At 42.8% G+C, this 20,674-nt stretch carries 13 protein-coding genes and 2 pseudogenes; 7 read left to right on the forward strand and 8 right to left on the reverse strand.

The features are described from left to right. The first annotated feature begins 44 nt into the window (after window positions 1–44). Both KA717_36755 and KA717_36760 read left to right on the forward strand, forming a co-directional pair. Window positions 45–1,326 (forward strand): annotated as a pseudogene (locus KA717_36755) (ISKra4 family transposase). Window positions 1,327–1,477: 151 nt separating this feature from the next. Beyond that, window positions 1,478–6,028 carry a polyketide synthase dehydratase domain-containing protein gene (locus KA717_36760; protein ID UXE60926.1) on the forward strand — a complete coding sequence of 1,517 codons (4,551 nt, stop codon included), beginning with the start codon at window positions 1,478–1,480 and terminating at the stop codon, window positions 6,026–6,028. 11 nt (window positions 6,029–6,039) lie between these two features. On the opposite strand, the gene KA717_36765 is transcribed toward KA717_36760, so the two are convergent. Continuing rightward, entirely contained in the window at window positions 6,040–8,835 is a 2,796-nt protein-coding gene (locus KA717_36765; GenBank protein UXE60927.1) for an HlyD family efflux transporter periplasmic adaptor subunit, read from the reverse strand. Between the two features lie 61 nt (window positions 8,836–8,896). Beyond that, on the reverse strand, window positions 8,897–9,940 hold the full coding sequence (locus KA717_36770) for a hypothetical protein (protein ID UXE60928.1): 1,044 nt from the start codon (window positions 9,938–9,940) through the stop codon (window positions 8,897–8,899). An 83-nt stretch (window positions 9,941–10,023) separates the two neighbouring features. Here KA717_36770 and KA717_36775 point away from each other — a divergent pair, with 83 nt between their 5' ends. Continuing rightward, the gene (locus tag KA717_36775) at window positions 10,024–10,596 is read left to right on the forward strand and encodes a DUF3611 family protein (GenBank protein UXE60929.1); all 573 of its coding nucleotides are present in this window, start codon (window positions 10,024–10,026) and stop codon (window positions 10,594–10,596) included. Window positions 10,597–10,624: 28 nt separating this feature from the next. Beyond that, a complete protein-coding gene (locus KA717_36780) occupies window positions 10,625–10,963 on the forward strand; it encodes a DUF565 domain-containing protein (GenBank protein ID UXE60930.1) in 339 nt (112 codons plus the stop codon). Here KA717_36780 and KA717_36785 read toward each other — a convergent pair. The 4 genes and pseudogenes from KA717_36785 to KA717_36800 form a co-directional block, all read right to left on the reverse strand. After that, the gene (locus tag KA717_36785; protein UXE64897.1) at window positions 10,960–11,814 is read right to left on the reverse strand and encodes an SWIM zinc finger family protein; all 855 of its coding nucleotides are present in this window, start codon (window positions 11,812–11,814) and stop codon (window positions 10,960–10,962) included. The two genes, KA717_36780 and KA717_36785, sit on opposite strands and share 4 nt — an antisense overlap. 448 nt (window positions 11,815–12,262) lie before the next feature. After that, a complete protein-coding gene (gene dps, locus KA717_36790; protein UXE60931.1) occupies window positions 12,263–12,772 on the reverse strand; it encodes a DNA starvation/stationary phase protection protein Dps in 510 nt (169 codons plus the stop codon). A gap of 47 nt (window positions 12,773–12,819) precedes the next feature. Continuing rightward, on the reverse strand, window positions 12,820–13,077 hold the full coding sequence (locus KA717_36795; GenBank protein ID UXE64898.1) for a glutathione S-transferase N-terminal domain-containing protein: 258 nt from the start codon (window positions 13,075–13,077) through the stop codon (window positions 12,820–12,822). Next, window positions 13,063–13,485, reverse strand: a pseudogene (locus tag KA717_36800) (peroxiredoxin). Before KA717_36800 ends, KA717_36795 begins: the two are co-directional and overlap by 15 nt. A 276-nt stretch (window positions 13,486–13,761) precedes the next feature. Between KA717_36800 and KA717_36805 the strand changes: the two are divergent. Further along, window positions 13,762–17,868: a replicative DNA helicase gene (locus KA717_36805; GenBank protein UXE60932.1), complete on the forward strand. Its 4,107-nt coding sequence runs from the start codon at window positions 13,762–13,764 to the stop codon at window positions 17,866–17,868. Window positions 17,869–17,977: 109 nt separating this feature from the next. On the opposite strand, the gene KA717_36810 is transcribed toward KA717_36805, so the two are convergent. Further along, entirely contained in the window at window positions 17,978–18,157 is a 180-nt protein-coding gene (locus KA717_36810; protein UXE60933.1) for an NblA/ycf18 family protein, read from the reverse strand. Between the two features lie 23 nt (window positions 18,158–18,180). Further along, window positions 18,181–18,369 carry an NblA/ycf18 family protein gene (locus KA717_36815; protein ID UXE60934.1) on the reverse strand — a complete coding sequence of 63 codons (189 nt, stop codon included), beginning with the start codon at window positions 18,367–18,369 and terminating at the stop codon, window positions 18,181–18,183. A gap of 815 nt (window positions 18,370–19,184) precedes the next feature. Between KA717_36815 and KA717_36820 the strand changes: the two genes are divergently transcribed. Together KA717_36820 and rpiA are read left to right on the forward strand one after the other, a co-directional pair. Further along, window positions 19,185–19,685, forward strand: coding sequence for an RNA-binding protein (locus KA717_36820; protein ID UXE60935.1), 501 nt, complete (start codon window positions 19,185–19,187; stop codon window positions 19,683–19,685). Window positions 19,686–19,871: 186 nt separating this feature from the next. Next, on the forward strand, window positions 19,872–20,582 hold the full coding sequence (rpiA, locus tag KA717_36825) for a ribose-5-phosphate isomerase RpiA (protein UXE60936.1): 711 nt from the start codon (window positions 19,872–19,874) through the stop codon (window positions 20,580–20,582). The last annotated feature ends 92 nt before the right edge of the window (window positions 20,583–20,674 follow it).

Raw genomic sequence — 20,674 nt, forward strand, 5'->3', positions numbered from 1 at the left:
AAAAGTGTTAACATGGGATGAAAAGTGACAAAGAGGAAACAATGATGACAGCAAAACTAATTAATGTAGAGGGTTCAAAGATAAAAATAGAACTAACATTAGAACTCAGTCGTTCAATGTTGGATACAGAAATAAATATTCAAAAAGGCTTAAACGAAGTAGGTTGCATCGCCAGCAAAGAAGCCTTGAAATATTTAGATACAGATGGTTCACCCTTAAAAATCGGTGAAGAAATCTGGAAGAGTAAGGGAGAGCAACCGAAAGAATATCAAACACCTTATGGTGAGGTTATAGTGAATCGTCATGTATATCAGCGTTCACCTTTGAGGAAAAACGTATTGCCCCTTAGAAAGAGAAGCAAGGATAATCATAACATCAACGCCATTATTGGCAAAACAGGTATCCTCAAAAATGTCAGGGATGGCAGGCAAAGAGGTGAAAAATGATTTATTAGAAAATCATGGTAGAAAAGTAGCGCTATCCTATATCCAAAGATTGAGTGAAGCAGTAGGAAGTGTGGTACAGGCAAAAGAAGAAGCGTGGAGTTATGCCCCGCCCAAGGAGGATAGCCAAATTGCAACAGTGGGAATAGGATTAGATGGAACCTGTATGCTGATGTGTGAGGATGGCTACCGTGAAGCAATGGTGGGAACCGTTTCCCTATACGATAGTGAAGGCGAACGTCAACATACAATCTATCTAGGTGCGGCACCAGAGTATGGAAAAAAGAGTTTTCTAGAAAGATTAGAAAGAGAAATTGAGCGAGCGAAAAACCGTTATCCAGAGGCAACATTGGTCGGGATAGCAGACGGGGCAGAATCAAATTGGAAGTTTTTAGAAAAGCAAACGGAAGAACAGATATTAGATTTCTATCATGCCTCTGGTTACTTAGGTGCCTTGGCAGAAGCGTTGCATCCGAATACCGTGTCAAAACAAAAAGAATGGTTGACTGAAAATTGTCGAGAACTCAAGCATGAAAAAGGAAAAGCAGGAGAACTGCTAAATCTGATGAAAGAAGTCAAAGAAGAAAAAAGTCATTCTAAGAATCTTACCGAGAAACTACAAGCGGCGATTACTTATTACGAGAATCATCAGCATCAAATGGATTATGCTGAATACATAGAGAAAAAGTATCCGATTGGTTCAGGTGTTACGGAAGCAGCTTGTAAGACGTTGGTCAAACAACGATTATGTTGTTCAGGGATGCGATGGAAGGAAAAAGGAGCAGGAATTATTTTGAGCCTACGAGCTTTGGTATTGACCAAGGAACGATGGAGTCAATTTTGGGCAAAACTTGATCAATATGGGTTCCCTGTAGAACCCTGATTACAACAGCTTTTATCAACTAAAGGTCGCACCCGATTCGGTCAAGTATCGCTTTGATGCGGATTTCCTGAATAACTTTGGTCAGATTTATCTCCATCTGTCCGATTTAGAAATGGTACCTTAGCCATCATTTACCTAATTTAGTGGATTCATGACGCAGCAACCTCTCGATTCCGTAGTCGCTCAGTCCAATAGTATTGCCATTATCGGGATGGCGGGACTCTATCCCAAGGCGGCCGATGTGCAAGCCTATTGGCAAAATATTCTTAATAAAGTGAGTGGCATTACGGAAGGCCCCGATAATTGGACAGGGCCCCACTATGATCCTGATTCGGAGGAGAATGATCGAATTTATACCAAGAAGGCGGGTTTTTTAGGAGAATTAGCCCGTTTTAACCCTTTGGAATTTGGCATTATGCCCCGTTCGATCGCCAGTGCCGAACCCGATCATTTTCTAGCGATGCGGATGGCCAGAGATGTGCTGATTGATGCCGGTTATGGGGATGGTCAACGTCCCTTTAATCGTCAGAATACGGGCATTGTGATTGGTCGCGGAACCTATATCAATCGTGGTTATTCCGTTTTGTTACAGCATGGCATTATCGTTGACCAAACCTTGACGTTGCTGCGTCAGTTACAGCCGGAGTTAGAAGAAGAAGTTCTCCAGCGTTTACGGAAAGAGCTTAAGCAAAGTGTGGCTCCCTTTAATGCGGAAACGGTTCCCAGTTTAGTTCCCAATGTGATTACGGGCCGAATTGCCAATCGCTTGAATTTGATGGGGCCGAATTATTTGATCGATGCGGCCTGTGCCTCTTCCTTAATTGCGGTAGAACTGGCGATTCAAGAGCTAACCACTGGCCATTGTGACCTCGTTCTAGCGGGGGGACTACATACGGCCACACCAGCCCAACTCTATATGATGTTTTGTCAGCTAGGGGCCCTTTCACGGACGACGATCCGTCCCTTTGATGCCCATTCCGATGGCACACTGTTGGGAGAAGGGGTTGGCATGGTCGCTCTTAAACGGCTGGAAGAGGCTGAGTCAGACGGCGATCGCATTTATGCGGTGATTAAGGGAGTAGGCAGTTCCAGTGATGGTCGTGGGGCAGGTATTCTTGCTCCTCGTCTTGAAGGTCAGGTTTTAGCTCTAGAAAGAGCCTATCAAAGTAGTCAAGTCGATCCCAGCACCATTGAATTGATTGAGGCGCATGGTACGGGCATGGATCTCGGCGATCGCACCGAAGTTAAATCCCTCAGCGAAATTTTTGGGCAACGGCAAGCAGGTCAAATTCCCAATGTTGCTTTGGGGTCAGTCAAATCCATGATTGGTCATTGCATTCCGGCGGCAGGAATGGCAGGTTTAATTAAAACGGCTCTGGCTCTCTATCACAAGGTCTTGCCCCCGATGATTTGTGAGGAAGTGAATCCCAATCTGGAACTAGAAAAAACCCCCTTTTATATTAATACCGAAGCTCGGCCCTGGATTCATGGTCAAACCACACCCCGACGAGCGGGAGTCAATGCTTTTGGTTTTGGCGGCATTAATGCCCATGCGGTGTTGGAAGAATATCGAACCACCACTGATGTCTTGGCTGTTCAGGAAACTGCTCCCCAAATGCACGCCCAATGGCCGACAGAGTTGGTGTTATTGACTGGTCAATCCTGGTCAGCCGTGACGGAACTAGGCAGCAAAGTACAAAAAGCCTTAGCCCATAATCCAGATATTCAACTCAATCAACTGGCGATGGCCCTAGCCCAGGAGTCAGACGGGCCTTGCAAAATAGCCATTCTCGCCACCAGCAGTTCGGATTTACAGTCCAAATTGGCGATCGCCCTAGAAAAACAAAATGATCCCCAACGTCATCGTCTTTTTGGTCGTCAAGGCATTCTCTACAGCGAAATCGAAGAAGTAAAAACGCCGAATAAAGTTGCCTTTCTCTTTCCCGGAGAAGGTTCCCAATATCCCAATATGTTGGCGGATTTGTGTTTGCATTTTCCCCAGGTAAGGGCTTGGTTTGACCTCTTAGATGCGGCCTTCGCTGGCAGAACAGCGGCCATTCCCAGTAGTCTGATTTTTGTTCCTCCGACCAGTCTCACTGCCGAAGAACGAGATAGAATTCAGGCTCAACTTTTTCGGATGGGAGTGGCCACAGAAACCATGTTTGCGGCCAGTATGGGTCTCTATGCCTTGCTCAAGGAATGTGGGATTACGGGGGATGTCATGCTCGGACATAGTACTGGAGAATTTGCTGCCCTAGTAGCTTCAGGCACCATTCCCTATGAGAGTACAGATGATTTGCTGGCTAAAATGCGTCATCTCAATCAGATCTATCGAGATTTTGAAGCCAAAGCTGAGATTCCCAAGGGCGTTTTGATGACAGTGGGTGGCATTAAACCCCAAGCCTTGACCACAGTACTCGAAAAATTCTCAGGGCAGTTATACCTCGCAATGGATAATTGTCCCAACCAAGTCGTCCTATTTGCCGATCAAACAGCGATGGAATCAGCTATGGCCGAACTGCAAAATGCCGGCGGAATTTGTGTTGCACTCCCTTTTGATCGAGCCTACCATACGCCTTTGTTTATCGGTATTACAGAACTGCTGAGGGTCTTCTTTGACAGCATTGAAATGCGAACCAGTGAGATTCCCCTCTATAGTTGCTGCACCGCCGCCGCTTTTCCCGCCGAGGTAGAAGGCATTCGAGAATTGGCTTCCCGACAATGGTCAAGTCGCGTTCTTTTTCGAGAAACCATTGAAAAACTAGAGCGAGAGGGCGTTAATACCTTCATTGAAGTGGGCCCCAGTAGTCATTTAACCGGCTTTATTGGTGATATCTTAAAACGCAAAAAAGGCGTTCTGGCTTTGGCCAGCAACCATCAAAGAGCATCCGGTTTAGAGCAATTTCAACGTCTTTTAGCCCGTCTCTGGGTCAAGGGCATTGCGGTTAATTGGCAACCTCTTTATCAGTATCGTGCCATCCCGGCCATTGAGCTAGAAACCCTGCTCAGTAGCCAACCTCAGACTCTTACCATGCCTCTCTTGGACGTGGATATGCCGGTGCTGCGGGCGAGATCGCAAGTCATTGATGAAATTCGCCAGGCGATCAAACAGCCTCAACCTTTACCGCCGGCGATCGCAACAATCCCCTCGCTACCATCCGATAATCCCCCAACCTCCCCATCTAACCTAGTAGTTCAGCCTTCTGTCCCCAGACAGGGTGCGATTATGAACGATTATTTTGGTCTGATGCAAGATTTCCTCGGCCATCAAACCAGAGTGTTAACCAATTTCTATGATCATTCTGGTACGGTTGATAACGGTACTAATGGGCAAAACCAATTCCAACCCCTGACTCCCCAGGAGATTTGGCCCTTCCTAGGAACCGTCTTAGCCCAAAGCGAAGGGGAAATTGTTTGGCAACGTCGTTTAACGATGGCGGGCGATATTTTTCTGCTAGACCATACCTTTGGGGGTAAGCTTTCCCAATTTGATGATGCTCTTTTTCCGTTAGGCGTTATTCCCTTTACCATCAGTATGGAGATTTTGGCCGAAGCCTCTCAGTCTCTAGTGGGAACCGATAAGGTGGTGATCAGCCTATTCAATTTACGGGGTTATCGTTGGCTGGCTTTGGATCAAGGAGATATTACCCTCGAAATTAAGGCGAAATTATTACCTCAGCCGAGTGAAAACCAGTGGGATGTCTATGCCCAAATCTTTCTGCCCGATGCTGGCATGAATAGTTTAGTTTTTGAAGGCACGGTGCGATTGGCCTACGAATTTCCACCGGCTCCCCCAGAAATGCCCTTTCATTTGACTCATCCCCAAGCCTCCTGGCTACCGGATGAGTATCTTTATCGAACGGGGATGTTTCACGGGCCACGTTTCCAAGGGGTCAAACATATTTGTCGCTGGGGTCATGAAGGAATTGAGGCGGAAATGGAAGTGATCCCGCTTGATAATTTCTTTCGAGATATTCGTCGTCCCCGTTTCCAGATTGATTCTGGTTTAATGGATGCCGTTGGTCAGTTGGTGGGTTATTGGATTTCCATGCGTTACGGGGCAGGCTTTAGTGTTTTCCCCTATCAAGTCAAGGCTTTTCATCAGTATGGCCCCCAACTGGCGGATCATCAAAAGGTGATTGGCCGAGGTTTTATGGAATTTGTCAATGAGCGACAAACCATTTCCGATTTTGACTTTCTAGATACTTCAGGGGCGGTTGTGGCTCGCATCGAACAGTGGCAGGATCGTTATTTTGAACTACCTGATCGCTACTATGCGTTACGACTGAATCCCCAGGAAACCTTTATGTCCCAACCCTGGCGACAGGATGAGGGCATCTGGGGGCGGAGTTTAGTCATTTATCCTGATAGTTTTCTAGAAAATTCCTGGGGGATTTGGAAACGGGTTTTGGCTCATTTAGTTCTTAATGCCCAGGAGCGAGACTATTGGTACAATCAACTGCCGGCGGAGGATGGAAAACTGAAGACAGAATGGTTATTTGCCAGTATTGTGGCCAAGGATTTGATCCGACAATGGGCAGAACAAACCCTTAATATCAAAATAGCTCCCGTCGATGTCCAGGTGGGGATTACGGAAGCTGGAGAATGGTGGGTGAGTTGTCCAGTGTTAGAAGCAACGACTCCTTTGCCTGCTATCTCGATTCATTTTGAAGACAATCAGGCGATCGCTGTTTTGAAATAAAAGGGCAAATTCTAGGGGAACCAAGACCAGAAATCGACCTGGAAGAAACGGACAATGGGTCGAGTAAAGGCAATAAAGACTGGCATGGTGGGGCCTTCAATTTTGGCATAACCAGTCATGCCAGGTCTGAGTTGTTGGTCAGGATCATCAATTTTAATGGTGACTTTTAGCACTTGTCCCGCCGATTCAGATAGATACTTGGTGCTTTTCCCCGATTGATCTTCCAAGGCCTCTTGACCATAGGTCGTATCTTTTTCTGTCACCGTTTGGACAGACATGACTTTTCCTGTAAAGAGGGTATTGTAAAACGTATAAAAACGAATATTGACCTTATTATTGGGTGCAAGCACGTCTAGTACATTTTCTGGGACTTTAATTTCGGCGATCGGCTCAGATTTGAGAGTGGCCGTGGCAAAGGTATCGCCTTTGTTAATGTACTGTCCAATTTTAGCAGTGAGATTGGCGGAAGAAAGAATCCCATCAAAGGGCATTCGTAATTGTGTGCGTTTTACTTGATCCTGATAGTATTTTAAATCCTGCTTTTGACGTTTCAGATCTGCCTGGGAAGATTGTACTTTTTCACGAGCCGCCTGAATTTCATCGGGATGGGGGCCAGCAACCACCTTGTTATAATTAGCGATCTCTTCTGATAGCTGACTTTTGGCCGTATTCAGTTGTTGAATAGCAACACCCAAATCATGTTGAGAGGCTAAGAATTGTTGACGAGAAACAGCCAAATCTTGTTGAGAAACTAAAAATTGTTGCTTGGCAACCGCTAAGTCATGTTTAGCGACCTCCAAATCTTGTTTGGAGACTTCTAACTGGTTACGAGCGTCCTGGATTGAAGCTTTAAAGGTATCCAGTTGCTTTGTGTCTGTTTCTGCATTTTTTAGCTGATTTTCATATTGTTGTAGTGAATAAACCCCTTCTTGGTAGGATTCTTTGTAGCGCTCGGCTTCCCGACGGCTAAAGTCAGCTTGGCTAATTCCGGTTATTAACTTGGTTTGCTCTAACTGAATTTGGCCACGAGCAACGGCTACCTTATTAGCGGCAACACGGACGTTACTGCGTGCGACTTCTACCTCGTTTATTGCTAGTATTACATTTCCCTCGGCGACTCTAACCCTATTTCGAGAAACGCCGACATTACTACGGGCAACTTCTACTTGGTTTTCGGCCACGCCCACATTACTACGGGCAATGCCAACTTTTTCCTTGGCAACCGCAATGTCTGTCTCTCTAGGAGTCGTTAATAACTGTTGCAGATCAGCTTGAGCTTGTCTTACATTGGCTGCTTGTTGAGTCACCTTATCCTGGGCTGTCAGTAAACTGTTTTGTAGTTCTGGCGAATCTAATTGGGCGATGACCTGCCCTGCTTGAATAAATTTGCCATCTCCCCCAGGGAAAAAGACCTTCGTTAATGTTCCTACCACGTCTGATTCGATGGGTTGTTCCTTCGGAGGAAGTAATTGAATAGAACCACCTGCGCTAAATCGATAGGGTAGTAAGGCAATAATAATGGCTCCTGCTGCCAATAATAATAGAAGCCAATAATTCTTTAGAAATTGGGAAAACCCATTTAACGGGTCTTTAGAACTATTTTGACGGCGATCGCTGGGAAGTTCTATGGGCGGCGGCGGAGCATGACCAATAGACTCTGGTTTCCAGTTAAAGTTTGACATAATATTGACGGTGAATAGTATTAAAATAGCACAGAAAATAACGGCCCCTGTCCCTTTTAAGCTGAAGACTAGGGTTGTAAAAGTAATATAGGCGATGTAAATAAAAAAGGCAATACTAAAAAGAATTACGAAGATTCCAAATAGAAATAAAAGGATTCTAGTCGAAAGGGGAATGGCTTTGGGAAGCGGCTTAAAGAGAATAGTTCTGCGCCAAATTTCCATCGATCTTTTGAGAGAATCAGAACCAATTTGGAAATAGGAAACAAACCAGCCATAACCATCGGAGGCCGTAAACCACAGAGGGTTAATATCAACCAAGAAACTGATCAACCCAGAGTAGAAAAACACTAAAGCACCGGTGGCCAAAGAAAAATGAGCATTACGATTGCCAATCCAGACAAACAAAGAAAAAGCCATCACTGCCAGCCATAACAGCAGGGGACTCCCAAAAATCCAGAGGCGCGATCGCCGCTCCATTGCCCAAAAACCTTGGCGATCCAGATTAAATCGTGGGACACAGCCCATAATCAGATCGAGGTTAAATTCTTGAACCAGCCCACCATAATAAAGACAGACAGAACCTTGCAACCACTTGCCAAGAAAATTCAAGAGCGACAAACAGAAATAGACAAGCAGAAAAAATTGAAGATTGCCAGTTCTTGAAACACTATCTACCCAAAATAGCGGTTGGTTTCTTAAGAACGTGACTAATCCTAGAGGAAAAATAACAATCAGCGACCACACTAAAAAGCGTAAAGGACTCAGAAATTTCGCCCAAAAAGCTAGAATTTTACCTGGATCAGCTACGGAGAAAAGTTTAATCGTTTTAGTCAGATTCCGTTCATAAATTTCTAGTAGATTAAATGTCTTTAATTCTTGGGAAAAACTAGCAAAATCATCGTAACTAAGAGAAATTTTAAAGGTATTCTGAAGATTATAAATAATTTCCTCTACACTGGTCATACCATCCATTGCTTGGCAAAGAAAGTATTCTTCTTCTGTAAACTCAAAACTGTTGCCTGATAGGGGATCAGTCACGATATAACGATCCAAGCGACCATCAACGCCAAAAGTTGACTCGATTCTGAGATCTTGGCGAAAGCGGTTTTGAAATCGTTTATACATCAGGTAAAGTTCAACAGTTTGTTAGTTAAGAACAAAAGGATCAGAGCGGTAAGATATGAGCTTAAGAAGAAAAAAATAAATTGAGGAGAAAAGTTTCTTTTAATATCCTCGTTCCTTTATGAATAAAGCGTGACCATAAAGAAGGAGATCGTTTGTAGGGAATGGCTTTGCCCTTAAATTGAGGATATTGTTCAGGTTTGTGAAGATAACGATAATATAGAAAAATTTCCCGATAGGGGAAAGTTAGGTTTTCTCCTGCACAAATGGCACTAAATAAGGATTTGGGGAGACCAATATAGTGTAGATAGGTAAGACGTTTACCGCGATCGTAGAGAAGATGCTCTTTTTCCTGAAAATGCTCAGAAGTCACACAACAACCTGTCCGTTTTGTCGGCGGCAAAGTCAGAGCTAAATTATTGATCTTTTTTTCAGAGCGCATCATTAAATAATTGAGAAGAGATTGATCTGGGGCAAAGGGATAGAGAATTTCTGCTTCACCACCCCGTAGTTGGGAAAGTATTTGGCCTAATTGATCGGTAGAAAACAATTGGCGATGGGAAGCATAAAAACCAGAACAAAAAGTCTCTGCTTGGAGACGAGACGGTGCAAAGATTTGGGTTAAGTGAGGAGAGTTGATCTCGTAAATATGGGTTGGATCTTTATATTGAAAATCATAGACTACGCAATCGGAGCCGGTGAGTTGCTCAAAAATGTCATCGACGGATCCTAACAGTAGGGTATCCGCATCCATATAGAGAAACCGTTCAAAGGGGCCATCAAAGGCACAAAAGCGACGATGGGTTCCAAATCGATGATAGCCTGTACTGCCAGCTTTTCGCCAGTGGTATTTAGCCGTCGGATGATAATCCCAAGCTTGTTGAGCAAAATTGTCCCACCGTTCAATGGAGGATTGATCCTCATACAGCATCACATTCGGGCGGTCAGCGATCGCGGTTTTGAGTCGTTCAAGCTGATGATCATAGGGATAAATACAGATGGGAAAATCCGGGCCTAACTGCACTTCAATACTATTGAGCAACGCCAGCAGGGAATCATAAACCCCATCATTGCCGAGGGTACAAATACCATCCATATTAGCCAACACTCCGTCCCGAAATAGTTAATAATTAAGTCAGCATCATAGACCAATTGCATCTTCCCCGCATCATCATGAGTAGAGATAGAGATATGCGAGAATCCAACTCTGGTTTGGTTACTTCCGTTCCTCAAGCTGTTCTGCGAGCCTCCACCAATCTGACGACAGTGGGCAATCTGGGCTTCTGGATTCAAATTGTCGTTGGAGCGTTTGCGGCTGTCACCTTTTTGTTTGCCAGTATGGGACTAACGGTGGGGCAGGATCGAACCAGTGGCATTGAGGGAGGCATTTTTTCTGCCTTTGTTTCCCTTATCTTTTTAGGCGTTGCCATTTACTTTTCGATACGTTATCGACGCTTGGGACGAGAATTGCAAAATGTGGATGCTCCTAGTCATCCCCGACGAACCGATATTTTAAAAATTGTGCGTTGGGGTCTGATTGTTAATCTGATTGGCATGGGTTTTGCCATTATTGGAGCCGCGTCAGTGAGTGGAATCGTACTAGTTAAATCTCTCAGTATTCCCCAGGGTACTTTGGCCGCTAATCCCAAACAATTTGTTCAGTCCATTGATCTTTTGGCAATTCAGGCTAATACTAATACCATTATTGCCCATTTTACGGGTTTATTATCTTCCCTTTGGCTATTAGATCGTCTGAATAAATAGAAGGAATAAATGGAGGAAATAACGGCCAATGCAACGGACTCGTCTCAACACTGTCATTGAAATTAGTGGAACTCGCTTTACCCAGTTTTTTAATAATCCTTGGCGACGGATTTCCTTAGTTTTGCTGGGATTTTTGTCCGGTTTTTTTATTGGAGCCGCCGTTTCAACGACTGCCGGTCAAGATGCTCAGTGGGATGTGGTGGGTGCCGGTCTATTATTATTGTTTGTGGAATTAGTCAGCCGTTGGGTTTATCGTCAACCGTTGAAGAATAATCAACAGCGATCGCTGATTTTAGAGATGGTAAATTTTTTTAAAATGGGTATTGTTTATAGTCTATTTTTAGAAGCCTTTAAATTAGGGTCTTAGTCTGGGATAGAAAAAGCTGCCGCTAGAGCTTTTTGGCTAACGGTTTGGTAAAGGGGTTGTAAGAACTGTTTAACTTCCTGAGCTTCTTCCTGGGGTAAAGGCATCATTCCCAATAGATCTAGACTATTTTTGAGATCGGTGGGAGGAGCGATCGCCACTAGGGAAGGATCCAGGGGTTCATCGTAATACCAAAATTTTTCTAAAGTTTTAAGATCTTCTACCTTGGTTTTAGTTGGCTTAACAGGAGTGGCAGAATTCGCAATTGGAGTTACAGGATCTTGTTCTAGTGCGATAGGAGTAGCGATCGCGGTTAATTCTGTCGGCTGACTACGTTGTTGTCGTAAAGCGGCTAACAGTTGAATTTTACTGCGCCCTCTCAACCGAAACATCACAAAGGGATCTTCACTCAGGCGATCGCCTAACTGATAATAAACCGCACCAATATGCTTACAGGGATTGGCTTTATCAGGACAACTACAACGGGAACGAATATCGGTCAGGGTATAGGGAAATAAATTTAAACCATTTTTAATAAAAACCTGTTCAATAGATTCAGGCATTTGACCCGCTAATAACTGAGCCGAATAGAGAGCTTTTTCTGCCAAAGTACCGATAATATAAGACCAATCTTCATTGGTAAAGGGATCAAGATTGAGCAAAACTTGATAGGGTTCTGCTTCACTGCCCTGTACCTTGGCAATAACCTCAGCATTATTAAACTCCATACTCAGAACATGACCTTCCCTGGCATAATTACGCGCCCGTTCTAAACGTTTTTTAAAGCGATAGGAATCTAGTAATTCTAGCCAGCGTTGTACCCACCATTGGCGATTATCAATTGCATCATTGATCATTGTTGGTTCAGGTTTCAAATTTCAGTTTTCAGGATTATTTTTTGTCTAAACTCTTGATAATATCCCCCCGTTCTACGTCCCCCCTGATCAAGCTACTCTGTACACACAAGTTGCAGAATCCCCCCTTTGAAAGCTATCCATTACGCAGAAGTCTCTGAAACTTTTGCTGAGTCTCATCCCCCCCAACCCCCCTTAAAAAGGGGGGAGAAGATGAAAAGCTTGCTTTGTATGGCTTTGAGTTTTTTGGGTTAGGAGATTCGCGCAACAAACAACTTTGAAAGGGGGAAGACAAATTAAAGGTTTGAAGTCCCCCTTTTTAAGGGGGATTTAGGGGGATCAAATTTAAAAGCGTGTCTTTTTTCAAGATGTGTGTACACAGTAGCCTTATCAAGGGAGGCTGGGGGGATCAGGCACAAAATCTATAGTTCAATTTAATTGAAACCAGCTACTTAACTAGATGGGCTTCTAGGAACCAGAGTCGCTTGTCAATGGTGCGGGAAATTTCCGTGTAGAGATCTGATGTATCCGCATCCCCTAAATCTCCCGTACTGGCGATCGCCGCTCGAACATGGGCAGCATAACTACCAAAGCGATCGGCCAAGGCTGTAACGTGATCAATTCCTTGAACAACATCAAGAGGATATTCAGGCAAAATAGAATTCGCCGCCGCAATGCGAGCCGTTCCCAAGGGAGTACCGCCTAAAGCTGTAATCCGTTCAGCCACCAGATCAACATATTCTTCAATTTCCGTTGCCAATTCATCAAACAATTGATGCAACTGATAAAAATCTAACCCCTTAACCGTCCAATGGGCCTGTTTGATTTGGGTTTGCAGATCCAGGGTCGTGGCCAGGGTTAAACTGAGGGTATCAATCACCTGGGTTCGCACATCAACAGGTAGATCGATACGAGTCGGATAAAGCTTACTGACGGTTTTCACTTGAGTCGCAGTCATAAAATTTTTCTCCAGCAATTAATGCTATCTATCTATCGTAAATGGGTCTAGGCCTTGAGATAAGCCAGTAACGCTCCAGAATCACCAATCTGTTTGCCATCAATATAAACCTGGGGAACGGTGGTCGCACCGGTCACAGCCTTGAGAGATTTAACGGTGATTGTATCACTAAGGACAATTTCTTCATACTCTAATCCTTTCTCTTTGAGGGCAGCTTTGGCTCTGGCACAGTAGGGACAACCCACTTTGGTAAAGAGAGTAATGAGGAGAGGTTCCTTCGCTTCGGGATTAATATATTTCAGCATCGTTTCCGCATCCGATACTTCAAAGGGATCCCCTGGCACCTCTGGTTCAATGAACATTTTTTCAATGGTGCCATCCTTCACCAGCATGGAATACCGCCAGGAACGCTTGCCAAAACCCAGATCGGATTTATCAACTAGCATTCCCATTCCTTCGGTAAATTCTCCATTGCCGTCGGCGATAAAAGTCAAACTATCAGCCTTTTGATCCTTGGCCCATTCGTTCATGACAAAGGTATCGTTAACGGAAACGCAGAGAATTTCATCCACCCCATCGGCTTTAAAAACACTGGCAAGATTGTTGTAGCCAGGAACATGGGCGGAGGAACAGGTGGGGGTAAAGGCTCCAGGCAGAGAGAAAACCACAACAGTTTTGCCTGCAAATAGTTCGTCGGTGGTCACGTCAGCCCATTCATTGTTACGACGTAGGTGGAAGGTGACAGAGGGGACTTTTTGGCCTTCATGGTTCGGTAGCATGGTGATGGCTCCTAAAGAGGGTGAGAGGAATAATACAACGTTTTAAATTATAGCCTAATCATAGTCATAACGACTTCGAGTTGTCAAGCCACTGAAATTTCGGGGACGGGAAAAAATCTGTCAGGGACAGAAAAAGCCTGATAGGCTAGGGAGAATGTTCAGTTCCCTGGTCGTCATTTTTAGTCCTCTTTCTCCCTATTCTGTTAATTAATGGTTGCTAGTCATTCCCTCCCTCCCCAAAATATTGAAGCGGAAGAGTCTATTCTGGGTGGCATTTTGCTGGATCCAGAGGCGATCGGGCGAGTAGTAGATCTGTTATTGGCAGAAGCGTTTTACGTTAAGGCCCATCGAGATATCTATGAAGCGGCTCTCCATCTCCATGCCCAGGCCCAACCAACCGATTTAATGACGGTGACGAATTGGTTGCAAGATCATCATCAGTTGGAACAGGTGGGAGGTTTAGGAAAATTAGCTCAGTTGGTAGATCGCACAGTCTCGGCGGTAAATATTGACCGTTATGCGGCCTTGGTAATGGATAAATATCTCCGTCGCCAACTGATTGCCGCAGGTCACGAAATTATTGATCTAGGCTATGACACGGCTCTCGATTTAGATGTGGTTTTAGATGAAGCAGAAAAGAAGATTTTTCGTCTAACGCAAAAACGCGCTCAGGAAGGGTTAATTGCCCTGTCGGAAACCCTGATTCAGACTTTCTCAGAATTGGAAAAACTGCATCAAAAAATTTCTACGCCTGGCGTGGAAACCGATTTTTATGATCTAGACGCGATTACGGGAGGATTGCAGCGTTCTGACCTGATAATTCTAGCTGGTCGTCCCTCAATGGGGAAATGTTGTGAAGCTAATTCAGAAATTGTCTTAGCCGATGGTCGTGTTTGTACCATTGCTCAAATTTATGAGCAACAAAAGGCAGACATTTTAACGCTTCAACAAGATTGGAAACTGTCTTGGACAAAACCTTCAGCCTTTATTGATGACGGATTAAAACCTGTTTTTCGTGTGACCACAAGATTAGGACGTTCCTTGGAAACGACATTAACTCATCCTTATTTAACGATCGCAGGTTGGCAGGCTCTTTCTGCTTTAAAAGTTGGTAATAAGATTGCTGTTCCCCGTCAATTACCTTGTTTTGGGAAAGAAATCTTAAGTCCTGCACAAATCAAAGTATTAGCCTATTTAATAGGTGATGGAGATGTCACAGGAAGTTGTCCTCGTTTTACCAATATTAATCCTAGAGTTCAGCAAGATTTTGAACAATCAGTTACAGAATTTACAGGGATTAAAGTTCGCATTGACACATCTAATAATACGCGAACTCCAACGCTTCGGGTTTCCAAAGATCTAGATTTTATTGGAGAACAAAGAAATATTTTTGCAAAAAATCTTAATAATATAATTCAGTCAAAATCCATAGATATTGATGAGTTAGCCCGTAAAATAGGAGTTAGTGTTGGTAGTATTTACAATTGGAAAAAAGGCTATTGTTTTCCTGAAAAAGATAGCTTTAATTTATTTTGTCAAGCGTTAGATATTGCTCCGAGTATCTTACTCCCGTGTGAAATTGAAGGAATCATGAAAAATGGTGTTAGTAGTGTCAAAAACTGGTTGCAAAAGCTAGGATTGGATGGAAAAACTGCTCACACAAAAACCATTCCTGATATTGTTTTTCAATTAGAACGCTCTTTATTAGCCCTTTTTCTGAATCGATTATTCGCAACAGATGGTTGGGCTAGTATTCTTAAAAGTCAACAAATTCAGTTAGGTTATGGAAGCGTTAGTGAAAAATTAACTCGGCAAATTCAACATCTTCTTTTACGCTTTGGAATTATTGCCAGATTAAAGAAACGGTCAATCAAATATAAAGACACACGCCGCAACGCTTGGCAATTAGATATTACGGATGCCTATTCAATTAAAAATTTTATTGAAGAAATCGGTATTTTTGGTAAAGAAGAGCAACTAATTGCTATTCAATCTGTATTAGCTACTAAAAATTACCAGACAAATTGTGATCTTATTCCCATAGAAGTTTGGCAACAGTTAGAAATCGCTAAAGGCAATGAATCTTGGTCTTCTTTAGGAAGACGTGCTGACATCGTTGGTACGAGTAATCTTCATGTGGGGAAACGAGCTTTTACAAGACAGCGTTTATTACAATTCTCAACTGCTTTGGAGGATCTCCCTCTTCAACAATTGGCAAATAGTGATATTTATTGGGATGAAATTGTCTCGATTGAATCCGTTGGCTTAAAACAAGTTTATGATTTAACGATTCCTGAAACTCATAATTTTATCGCTAATGATATTTGTGTTCACAATACAGCTTTCGGTTTAAATATTGCCTCAAATATTGCCAGAAAACATAATTTACCCGTTGCTATTTTTAGTTTAGAAATGTCTAAGGAGCAGTTAGCAATTCGTTTACTGGCAGCCGAAGCAGAAATTGATAGCAATCGTTTACGGACAGGTCATTTTAGTCAAAACGAGTTGGAACCTTTGACCATTGCGCTAGGAAATTTGTCTAGCTTACCTATTTTTATTGATGACACCGCCAATATCACCGTCATGCAAATGCGATCGCAGGTAAGACGTTTACAAAGTGAGCAAAAAGGCAAATTAGGATTAGTCTTAATTGACTATTTACAATTAATGGAGGGAGCCAGCGATAATCGTGTTCAAGAAATCTCTAAAATTACCCGTTCTTTGAAGGGACTCGCCAGGGAAATTAACGCCCCAGTTATTGCTTTATCACAGTTAAGTCGCGCCGTAGAATCACGTACCAATAAGCGACCGATGATGTCAGATTTGCGGGAGTCAGGTTGTATTAGTGGAGATAGTTTAATTACCTTAGCCGATAGCGGACAAAGAGTAGCAATTAAAGATCTAGTTAACCAGTCTAATTTTAAGATTTGGGCAGTTAATGAAAAGACAATGAAATTAGAACCGGCTTTAGTTAGTCATGTATTTTGTACAGGTAAAAAAGCTATATTTACATTAAAAACTCGCTTAGGTAGAACTATTAAAGCAACGGCTAATCACCAGTTTTTAACGATTGAGGGGTGGAAACGATTAGAGCAACTTAATATTGGTGACTATATTGCTTTACCTCGTATTTTAGAAAATTTCTCACCGCAATCAATGAGTGATGGCGAATTAGCATTACTGGGTCATTTAATTGGCGATGGTTGTACACTTCCTCGTCATTCAATTCAATATACAACTAATGATATTGAGTTGGCTGAAATAGTTGTTGGATTAGCCAAAAATATTTTTGGTGATCAAATTAATCCTCATATTAAACAAGAGCGTCAATGGTATCAAGTTTATTTATCAGCCAGTTATCAGCTTACTCATAATGTTAAAAATCCTATTACAAAATGGCTAGAAAATCTCGAAATCTTCGGTTTACGATCTTATGAAAAAATTGTCCCTAAACAAGTTTTTGAACAACCCCAGTCAGCGATCGCAGTTTTTCTTCGGCATCTATGGAGTACCGACGGTTGTATTAAATTAGTAAAAGGGAAATCACTAAGACCTGTTGCTTATTATGCGAGCAGTAGTGAAAAGCTCGCTCAAGATGTTCAATCTTTACTTTTAAGAATTGGAATTAATAGTTGTCTATCTAAAATTTCTCAAAAGGGTAAAGGTCTGGATAACTACCATGTGACGATTACGGGACAATCTGATCTTCGACTTTTTGTTAATAAAATTGGAGCAATTAATAGCTATAAACGGGCAAGTATTAAGGAAATTGAGTCCTATCTTGATAAGCATATTGCCAATACAAATCGAGATGTTATTCCTAAGCAAATTTGGAAGTTATATGTTGTGCCAGCGATGAAAGATGCTAACTTAACAATTCGTGCAATGCAAGGTCAATTAGGAATTTCTCATTGTGGAACAACTCTTTATCAACAGAACGTGAGTCGTAACAGAGCAGACCGATTGGCGAAGGTTGTTAAATCTGAACAATTAACAAATTTAGCCCACAGCGATATTTATTGGGATTCCATTATTTCAATTACAGAAAATCATGTAGAAGAAGTTTTTGATCTTACTGTTCCAAATCTTCATAATTTTGTTGCTAATGACATTATTGTCCACAACTCCATTGAACAAGATGCCGATCTAATCATGATGATCTACCGAGATGAATATTACAATCCTGATTCGCCGGATCGCGGTATTGCCGAACTGCTTATAACCAAACACCGAAATGGCCCCACAGGAGTTATCAAACTACTGTTTAAACCTGAATTTACTCAATTTCTCAATTTACAAAATCGCAACGACTACTAGATGAAAGAAATAGGGCTAAACCCCCGCACCCCTAGCCTCTCTTCTCTTCTGGCCAAAAAGCAAGAAGCTTGACAAGAGATGGAGATGTTTTTCCCACACTACTTTCATCTTAAAGAGGAGCCTTTTTCATTAAATCTCGGATCGAGTTGTCCCTGGCCATCAACTGCTGCATGGTATCCAGCAAATGATCAATGACATCTTCTCGTTCCAAACCTTGGTATTCCTGCTGTAAACATTGCAGTTGAAACTGTTGCTCCATCGATAATTCAAAAACCTGTAGATTCATCATCGGGGTAACTCCTGAATAATTCCTTAAGTTAACGGCTCAATAGGGGTTTGGTGAATCAAATCCCTTAAAACATTTGTCTTGATCATTAAGAGGCGAGAAGCCTGTAGAAGAAGATCCAAAGCTTGCTCTCGGCTCATCCCTTGGGCAGCATCCCGCATCCGTCTGAACTCGAATTGCTGCTCCATTGTGAGATCTAATGAGGTAGATTCCATCGGTCAATCCTCCCGACTTGGTTTGTAAACTTAATGTAACAAATATTTGACAGGATGTCTAGTCTGTGGTTGAGATGACTTGACTGCGTCGTGACTTGTTCCATTATTCTGTGCCTTTAGAGATAGCTAAGGTAAAACCGTAAAAGCACATGGCATCCTTTTTAGCAAGGCTTTTTTGAAAAATATGCTCAAAATGAACAAAAAGCTTGATGTTAATGGATTTCAAGAGAAATTAGCGAACTGCTCACGTCAAGAAATGAGTCCGTAATGCCAGATAGTGCAGAAGTGAACTGTTAGTATGGAACAATGGTGCAGCAATTATTCCCTTCCTTGCAAGGCCAGAAACCCAGTCCAGAAATAAGGGCTAATGTTCAGTTTCCAAGGTTTCTGGCTATTATGGAAAGGGTTATTGCTATCCTAGAGTGCTCTGTTTGTGACTGCTACCCGTATTCACACTTAAGATTTTTTAATGGGGTTGTCCGTCTATAGAGATTTCTATCAATTATTTGACCCAGGGGATAGCCAATCTGTAATAATCTAATAAGACAACCTAAAGAAACGAGTTGGTGGGGACGAGGATGAGAATGCCCGTCTGACCGATCCTAACTCTTACCCCCAGTGCATTGTATTTACGGAGTTCTATTTTGACGGCAAGTGCCGATATGGTTAAGAATCGTCATTTTTGGGGCAACGAGGGAAAGCGTCTAGGCGAAATTTATCCCGTTGCTCTATTTTTGCTGTTGGGGGGACAAACTTGAATACAAGTCCTAATCAAATTTTCATTTACATCAAATATCTCTGGAGGCATCTAGATTATGTCCGTTCGTCTTTACGTCGGTAATTTACCCAAAGAACCTATTGAGCGTCAAGCTTTGCAGGAAGTTTTTGCTGAAGCTAATGCTGTTGTTTCTACCAAGGTCATTAAAGATCGAAAAACAGGCAAATGTCGAGGTTTTGCCTTTGTAACAGTTTCCACGGATGAAGCTGCGGATGAATTTATCGAGAAGTATAACGGTCAGTCTTTTATGGATAGTCCCTTAAAGATTGAAAAAGCTCTTCCCCGTGCTAAGGGCAAGGAAAATGGGGAAGGTGAAGGAGATGGTGACGATGAAGCCATTGTCAGTGAAACGGAGGTAAACACAACGGCTGTGGCCAGTAAACCTACTAGTGTTAAAAAAGCGAGTAAAAAGCGTAATCGCAATCAATCCAATAGTCTTTCTAGTTCCTCTAGTTCTTCTGAGGGGGTTCAACCCGATCCCCGTTGGGCAGATAAACTAGCACAGCTTAAAGAGATGTTGGCTGCCGCCAATAATTAAAGGTGTTCAGTTTAGAGTGACATAACCTCCTGTGTGATGATGTAAGTAATTTAGGCCAAGAAAATGAATTCTTGGTCTGGGCTCCTTTGTCAATCTACTGGTAAGGCTGTTGCCTAAAATTAGCTTTTACGACTCTGTTTTACCCTGTCCTTAAATAACATTAAATTTTTGAAGAGGATTTGAGAAATGACTGAAAAGATTGATCCCGTACTGTTAATGAAGCAGGAAGTGGGGAAAGCAGCTGCCAATCGGGTGCAGTCCAATTCGATTGTGGGTTTGGGAACGGGATCGACGACGGCTTTTGCCCTAGAGTATATTGGCGATCGCCTTAAAAAAGGGGAATTGACCAATGTGGTAGGTGTTCCGACTTCTTTTCAGGCAGAGGTATTGGCCCGTGAGTATGGTATTCCTCTGACCACTTTAGATGCAATTGACCATATTGATATTGCGATCGATGGTGCCGATGAGGTGGATCCCCAAAAGAATCTCATTAAAGGGGGCGGGGCAGCCCATACCCGTGAGAAAATTGTCGATGCTCTAGCCAATTCCTTTATTGTTGTCGTCGATAGTGGCAAATTAGTTGATAAGTTGGGTTCGACTTTTCTGTTACCAGTAGAAGTGATTCCCATGGCCAGAACGCCTGTTATGCGAGCCTTAGAGAAATTAGGCGGTCAACCGACTCTACGGATGGGGGTGAAAAAGGCTGGCCCCGTAGTCACGGATCAGGGCAATTTGGTGATTGATGTCAAATTTGCGGCGATCGACAATCCAGCTGAATTGGAAAAAACCATTAACAATATTCCAGGGGTTTTAGAAAATGGTCTTTTTGTGGGAGTGACAGACGTAGTTTTAGTGGGCGAGATTATTGACGGCAAGCCTAGAGTGAGAGAATTCTAGCCCATCAATTACGCTTAAATTTCCAATACCAATATCATTAAAGGAAGATGGGGATGATCCTCTCTTCTTCCTTGGGGTTGGGCTGTTAATTG

The organism is Woronichinia naegeliana WA131 (assembly GCA_025370055.1).
In the GTDB taxonomy this organism is placed as follows: Bacteria; Cyanobacteriota; Cyanobacteriia; order Cyanobacteriales; family Microcystaceae; genus Woronichinia; species Woronichinia naegeliana.